At 40.2% G+C, this 7,340-nt stretch carries 5 protein-coding genes; 2 read left to right on the forward strand and 3 right to left on the reverse strand.

The window, feature by feature from the left end; all coding sequences use genetic code 11:
• Positions 1 to 3: 3 nt before the first annotated feature.
• Both AN213_RS19735 and AN213_RS19740 read right to left on the reverse strand, forming a co-directional pair.
• Positions 4 to 993, reverse strand: a complete 990-nt coding sequence (locus AN213_RS19735; protein ID WP_055021508.1) for a two-component system response regulator — start codon at positions 991 to 993, stop codon at positions 4 to 6.
• On the reverse strand, positions 990 to 4,319 hold the full coding sequence (locus AN213_RS19740) for a PAS domain S-box protein (RefSeq protein WP_055199451.1): 3,330 nt from the start codon (positions 4,317 to 4,319) through the stop codon (positions 990 to 992). Before AN213_RS19740 ends, AN213_RS19735 begins: the two co-directional genes overlap by 4 nt.
• A gap of 137 nt (positions 4,320 to 4,456) precedes the next feature.
• On the opposite strand from AN213_RS19740, the gene AN213_RS19745 reads away from it, so the two are divergent.
• Positions 4,457 to 5,527: a GGDEF domain-containing protein gene (locus AN213_RS19745; protein ID WP_054564025.1), complete on the forward strand. Its 1,071-nt coding sequence runs from the start codon at positions 4,457 to 4,459 to the stop codon at positions 5,525 to 5,527.
• Here AN213_RS19745 and AN213_RS19750 read toward each other — a convergent pair.
• Entirely contained in the window at positions 5,524 to 6,504 is a 981-nt protein-coding gene (locus AN213_RS19750) for an ion channel (RefSeq protein ID WP_054564024.1), read from the reverse strand. The genes AN213_RS19745 and AN213_RS19750 overlap by 4 nt on opposite strands.
• 102 nt (positions 6,505 to 6,606) lie before the next feature.
• Between AN213_RS19750 and AN213_RS19755 the strand changes: the two genes are divergently transcribed.
• A complete protein-coding gene (locus tag AN213_RS19755; protein WP_055021510.1) occupies positions 6,607 to 7,287 on the forward strand; it encodes a M48 family metallopeptidase in 681 nt (226 codons plus the stop codon).
• Positions 7,288 to 7,340: the final 53 nt, after the last annotated feature.

Here is a 7,340-nt window from a genome sequence, read left to right on the forward strand (position 1 = left end):
ATCTCAGCTCGTATAAGTGTTTTTGATTTCTATGATGCTATCTATTTGACCAATAAATAAATCAACTAGTTGCGGGTCAAAATGCTTACCAGCTTCGTCTTTCAATAAGTCGAGCGCTTCTTCAACCGACCAGGCTTTTTTATAAGGGCGTTTTGAGGTTAAAGCATCAAATACATCTGCAATGGTGACAATACGCCCTTCTATACTGATTTCTTCGCCTTTCAGGCCATACGGATAGCCCGTACCATCCCACTTTTCATGGTGTTCAAGGGCAAGCTTATGAGCAAGTTGTAATAGCGGCGAAGTTGAGTTCTCTAAAATCTTCGCACCGATTAAGGCATGTTGTTTCATGTGCTCGTATTCGTTTTCGTTTAAGCGCCCAGGCTTTAATAGTACTGAATCAGGAATGCCTATCTTACCAACGTCATGCATAGGCGCTGCCTGTTTAAGCTGCTCGGCCTCGTACTCACTCATGCCATAGGCAAGGGCGAGTACTTTACTGTAGCGGCTCATTCTTGCAATGTGCTCACCGGTGTCGGTGTCTTTATATTCTGCGGCGCGGCCTAAACGTTGGATCAAATCAATGTGGGCTAATTGCAGTTGCTCAGCTTGCACTAATGATAAATGATTTTTAACCCGCGCCCTGACGATCGCAGGGCTAATTGGTTTGGTAATATAATCGACTGCACCTAGAGCAAAGCCTTCAGACTCATCCTGCTCATGAGAAAGTGCGGTAACAAAGATAACAGGGATATGAGCAGTTTCAGGATTTGCTTTCAATACTTTACAAACTTCAAAGCCGCTCATATCTGGCATCATAATATCGAGCAAAATCAACTTAGGAGGTTCATTCTCAATAAGCTGAAGAGCAAGCTCGCCAGATTTTGCAAACGATAAGCGATAATCGTTAGCGAGTACTTCACGGATCACTTTTAAATTGGCTGGTTCATCATCGACGACCAAAATTCTTGCACGTTCTGAGATTTGCGTCATAGGTGTTCCTTAGCAGCTTGGAGAGTGTGCTTTAAAGCTGATAAAGCAGTGCTTGCTGCATCAAAGTCAAAGTTTTCAAAATGCGCACAAATTTCAACAACCTGATCTTGGTAGGTTGCCGGTGCTTGGGATTGCACTTGGCTTAATAAATCATCGTCTATTTCTGCATGCTCAGCTTGCGCTTGCAGTGCCTCAATTTGGCTAATAAATGCGCCCAGCGACGTTTCGTGTATGGGTTGCTGTTGTGAACTAGACTGCGGCTGTTCTGCAAGTAATGCAATCAGCGTTTGCCATTCCTGTTCGCACTCGGCAATGAGTGTAGGGAAGCTTTCCTTTTCACGTTCTTTCTCAGCGTTTGATAACAAGTATAATAATTTTGCTAGTGCTAAATTACCCGCGACTCCTTTAAGAGTATGCAAAATTGCTTTTTGTTCGTCTTCACTGAGTTTCTGATCCTTCAGTCGTAGAATACTCTGTTGATGATTGCTTAGGAATAAGCCAATTTCCGTATTTAATTTCTCTTTGCTTCCCCACATCAAAACACCTTTGTCGTAGTTGATGTGCTTTTTCTCATCACCGACTTTATTGTTAGTGATTTTATTTACTTCTAAACCAAGCACTTTCGCAATTTCATGGTTCAGTTGGTTAATATCAACGGGTTTATTTGCAAAGCCATTCATACCGGCCTGCTTTGTAGTAATTTTATCTTGTTGTAAAACACTCGCCGTCAACGCGATGATAGGTGTAATTTTTAAACATCTGATTTTCTCTATTTCGCGGATTTCTTTACAGGCCGTAATGCCATCACATTCCGGCATATGTATATCCATCAAAATCACATCAAAGCTTTGCTGTTCAAATGCTGCAATGGCTTCAAGACCATTGTGAGCCGTACTGATGGTGTGCCCAGCTTGCGATAATAAAATGTTCAGTAGCTCAACATTTTGCTCAATGTCATCAACCACTAATATGCGAAGTTTTGGTAAGTTTAATTGATTACAAGTTAGGGTATCGACTTGGCTGATATCACCTTCCTGTAAAGGAAGGCTAAAGTAGAAGCAGCTGCCTTTACCTTCTTCACTAATAGCACCAATTGAACCACCCATTAACTCAACAAGCTGCTTACTAATAGTGGTGCCAAGACCTGTGCCACCAAATCGGCGTGTCATGGTGCCGTCGGCTTGTTCAAATGGCTGGAAAATAGCATCTAAGCGGTGCTTGGCTATGCCAATACCGCTGTCTTGTACTTCGAAAAACAATTGTTTATTTTGAGTTTGACTCACCGTAATTGTGACAGACCCTTGCTCGGTAAATTTAATTGCATTCCCGATGAGATTATTCATCACTTGGCGAATGCGAGACTCATCGCCAATATAAATAGGCGCAACACTATCAGCGATAATCAAATCAAGCAGAATATCTTTACGCTTCGCTTCAAGCCAAAAAGTCGAGACGATATTGTCGAGCAAGGCTTGTAAGTTAAAGTGCTCTGCCTGAATATCGAGTTTGCCTTTTTCTAACTTTGCAGAATCTAGTACTTCATTAAGCAAATGCAGCAGTGAGCGAGCTGATTTATTGACGGTAATAATATGTTTTTGTTGCTCTTTACTAAGAGGACTATCCATTAATATGTCGCTAAAGCCGATTATTGCATTCATTGGCGTGCGTATTTCATGGCTCATGTTTGCCATAAATGATTGTTTTGCTTGTGCTGCGGCTTCAGCTTCTTGTTTTGCTTTTTTGAGTGATTCTTCATATTCGTGACGAGCGGTGATATCGATAAGTACACCATCGATCCACTTTTGTTCAGAATCACTATTTTCGTTAATTGTTCCTTGGTCTAAAACCCACACAACTTTGCCATTTCGGTGGCGAATGCGGTACTCAACCGCATATTGGTTTTTTTCAGCTATGGCTTTTTCCATAACTTCATCAATATGCGCTACATCATCGTTATTAATGATTTGAGCAAATGTAACTGTGCCATCGGTAAACTCTTCAGGGCTGTAACCTGTTAAGTCAGAAACACTGGGGCTTATAAACTTCATCGTCCAGTGTTCATCTAACAAACAACGAAATACAGCGCCTGGGGTATTGTTCATTAAGGTACGATATTGTTTCTCTTTTTCTTCGAGACTTTGCTGTAGTGCACGTTGCTCTGTTAAATCGGTTATAAAGCCAACAAACAGTGTTTCTGCGTTAGGCTGTTTTACTTCACCAAGGCCAAGTCGAATAGGAAATAAATGACCATCTTTGTGCTTCGCAAACACATTACGGTTAACGCCAATCACTTTTTTAACTTCATGCCTGCTACTATCAGCTAAGTAACCATCATGTTGCGCGGCTATATCGTCGTTCATTAATAGTTTTACGTTTTTGCCCAGCACTTCGTCTTGGCGCCAACCAAAAATAGTTTCTGCTGATTTATTAAAGCTTAAAATAATGCCATGAATATTAATTGTTACGATGCCATCTATTGCAGTGCCTAAAATGGCATCCAAGCGCGACTCTTCTGCTGATTTTTCTGCCAGTAATAAGCGAAAACGCACCATGCCGTTAATAATCCCAACCAGAGCAGTCAATAATACGGTAGCAAATGAAACGCTAATGGCGATAAAAGTAAGTTGCGACGTTTGAACGTTTTCAGATAACAAAGGTGAGGTTGCAACAAAGCGGGTGGCGGCCATTCCCATATAGTGCATACCCGCTACAGCAAAGCCAAAGATAATGGCGCAAATGATGCGGGTTTGTAACACCGTAAGCTTTTTAAAGTGCTCGCCTAAGTGAAATCGCGCATATAAGCCGACAAAAGATAATGCAACAGCCACCACAATTGATGCTGCAAACCAAGCCGGGTCGTAGCGAAGCAGCGGACTCATTTGCATGGCGGCCATGCCCGAGTAGTGCATCGCACCAATGCCAGAGCCAAGTAATACAGAGCCAATGAGTAGCTTTATTGTTGTTGGTATTTGCTTTAAATCTTTGCGTTTCAAAAATGAAAATGCGGTATAGCAGGCTAAAAATGCAGGAATAAATGAAAAAAATGTCAGTGTAGGGTCGTACTCCACGGTGGTGCATAATGAAAAAGCCAGCATGCCGATAAAGTGCATACTCCAAATCCCACCTGACATCACCAAGGCACCTGTTGCACTGCCTAATTTACGGTACGAATCAAATTGAGTTCTATTTGCTAAATCAATGATATGGAGTGAAAAATAAGCAGCAAAAATAGCCGTAGCAATAGAAAGAGCAACTAAGCTTGGATCATAGACACCACTTACTATTAGGCTGGGGTTTTGATCGGTAATAAAAAATTTCGCGAGCATAATATTTTTTTGAAACGGCTTGTTATAGCAGTCTAATACAAATTGTTCTGAATTTAGAGAAAAACCTATCACTTAAGTACGTAGGATTCAAAACCTTGGCTATATTTAATTAAAAAGGAGTAGTTCGAGGTGGGTAGATGAGAAGAACCGAGCAAACTTTAGTTGAACAAATGCAAATTAATGATGTAGAAATTCAGCACAGAATGAGTTTATTAGGGCTGACTTCAAACAGTCTCTCATCATTATTAAACTACAAGCCCATTATAGAATCAGCCATTGAAAATGTGGTTAATGAGTTTTATAAAAAACAAACTGAAGTAGATGAAATTTCGTTATTAATTGGTGATGCGGATACTTTAACACGACTCAGAGATGCGCAAAGGCAGTATATAATCGATTTATTTTGCGGTCGTTACGAACATGAGTATGTTAATAACCGCTTACGGATTGGTATGGTGCATAAGCGTATTGGTGTTGAACCTAAGCTTTACTTATCGGCTGTGTGTACTTTAAAAGAGCTCATATTTAATGTACTTCGCACCACAATAAGCGATCAAGAAGAATTAAATCATACCCTTAACATCATTGATAAATTAATTTACTTTGATACGACCTTGGTCTTTGATACTTATATCGACAGCTTAGTGGGCGAAATTGAAAATGCGAAACGCCGCACCGAAGTGTATGCAAAAGGCCTTGAAGAAAAAGTTGCTCAGCGCACACAAGAACTAGAGAAACTCGCTAAACTCGACCCACTCACCAACCTCTACAACCGGCGTGTCATGCAAGAGCTATTACAACGCGACCTTGCCAGAGCCAGACGTCACAAATCACCATTAACGGTTGTTTATTTTGATCTTGATGACTTTAAGTCAGTGAATGACACACAAGGGCATTTAAAAGGCGACGAAGTCCTTAAATATATAGGGCAATACTTACTTGAAAATATTCGCGAGATTGATATACCGTGCCGCTATGGAGGGGATGAGTTTTGTATCATTTTACCTGATTGCGAGTTAGATAGCGCTTTTAGTATTTGCGAAAAACTTATAGCCGCATTTGAACAACAATACCCTGAGCTGCATTTAAGCTTTGGTCTTATTGCAGCACCGCTTGATAGCACAGTAGATGCTGAAGAGTTAATTAATCGTGCCGACAAAAAAATGTATCAGGCAAAAGAGCATAAGGGTTCATACATCATGCGTTAGCGAGTCATGCGCTTTACAAAAACAACGACGAATAAAGCGAGCGAGAAGCTACCACAAAATGCTTCTATGGCTGCGATTAATCTCGAAAAACCTATTGGCGTAATGTCACCATAGCCAAGCGTTGTAAAAGTCACCACGCTGAAATAAAAACTATTCAGTAAGGCCGACAAATTGCTTTGAAATGAGTTTTCAAAGCTCAGCTGCATCACAGAATCTTGATAACTAACCCCAAATAAGAAATAACAAAATGCACAGCAAATAATGAGTGACAGACTAAAGCGAATGACATTTTCGGGCTTTTCGCCATAACCACATAACATATCTATAAAGCTAGAAGTAATTTGCTTGGTTGAGCCTTTGCGGTATTGCGCATGACGCATTCTTAATTCTTTGTAGGTGAAGTTACCGGCGAGTTCAAAAAGTCCTTGATGCTCAGAGGCTTTTCTTAAATTGCGATATATTTCTTCAGATTGCTCAAATAAGTCTCGTGCTTCATCATGCTGCTTATTTTTACGTGCTTTAAATGCAGCCGCTTCTTGTAATAATTGGTCACCCAATTCGATATTATCAATTCGACTGTCGTTGAGTTTGATGCCCAATAAGTTGGTATTTTTTAAATCACAGTAATGCAAACTCGCACTATGTAAATTGGCTTTCATTAATGAAGCGTTGGCTATTTTATTATTAAATAAATGAGCGCCCGTTAAATTAGCACGATAAAAATTACAATAGGAGAGATCATAACCTTCTTCGTCATCCTGCTTGATTAAGTTAAGTCCTGAAAGGTTCGCTCTTTGCAATTGCAGGCCTTCTAATAAGCCACCTTTTTTTGCATAGCGCTCTAATTTTTGGGTTAGATCTAGCCCTGATTTATCAAATTTACTATCATGCCAAAAGCAAAATCCAGAGCCCATATCTGTTTCTTGGCACTTGTTACCTGTTGGTGAGGTATAACTACAACATGGTTTGTCAGGCATAAGGATGAAAACTTATTTGTGAGTCATCTTTATAGATTAGCAGCTATTTAGCAGGGTAAAATGGAATCTCTTATTTTTATTAATTGAATTGGCTTATCTTTGTTGGATTACACCCTAAAGCGCAGTAAACGCAGAACAACCGTGGCAATTAAAGTTGCCGAGCAGAAATTGACCGTTTATGCGCCTTTTTATGTTCCACAAACTGAGATTGATGCCTGGCTCAAGACCAAGCAAGATTGGGTCGTTGAACAAATAGCCAAACAATCCATTCATGCTGAAAACCGTCAACTACCATTAGTAAACGCCACTATTAAGTTGTTTGGGCAAAACGTGCCGATAGTATTTGCTAAAGGCCCGAAAAGTACGTGGCAACAAGATGCACAGTCTCAGCTTACCTTATCAATATCATCGCGCGTCAAACATCAAGAAGCTAACTACATCGCTTTGCTTGAACAGTTTTTACATGAAAAGCTTGAAAGCTATATTGAAATGCGTGTTCATGATTATTGTTTGCAGATGTCAGAAACATTACCGACAAAGCTTAAAATTCAACATTATAAACGTCGTTGGGGCAGTTGTAATAAACGCCGCGAGCTGACTTTTAATTTACATTTAGCAAGTGCGCCAACCTGGGTGATTGATTATGTGGTTGTACATGAGCTTGCGCATCTTTTACATATGAACCATAGCGCTAAGTTTTGGCAACGTGTGAACCAGTTTTATCCAAATTATAAAAAAGCCGAGCAATGGTTAAAAGCAAATGGAAGTAGTTTGAGTTGGTAGCTTAAGTTAGCGAGAGTAAAGTTAGCGAGAGTAAAGTTAGCGAGAGTAAAGTT

It is taken from the genome of Pseudoalteromonas sp. P1-8, from assembly GCF_001399985.1.
Lineage (GTDB): Bacteria > Pseudomonadota > Gammaproteobacteria > Enterobacterales > Alteromonadaceae > Pseudoalteromonas.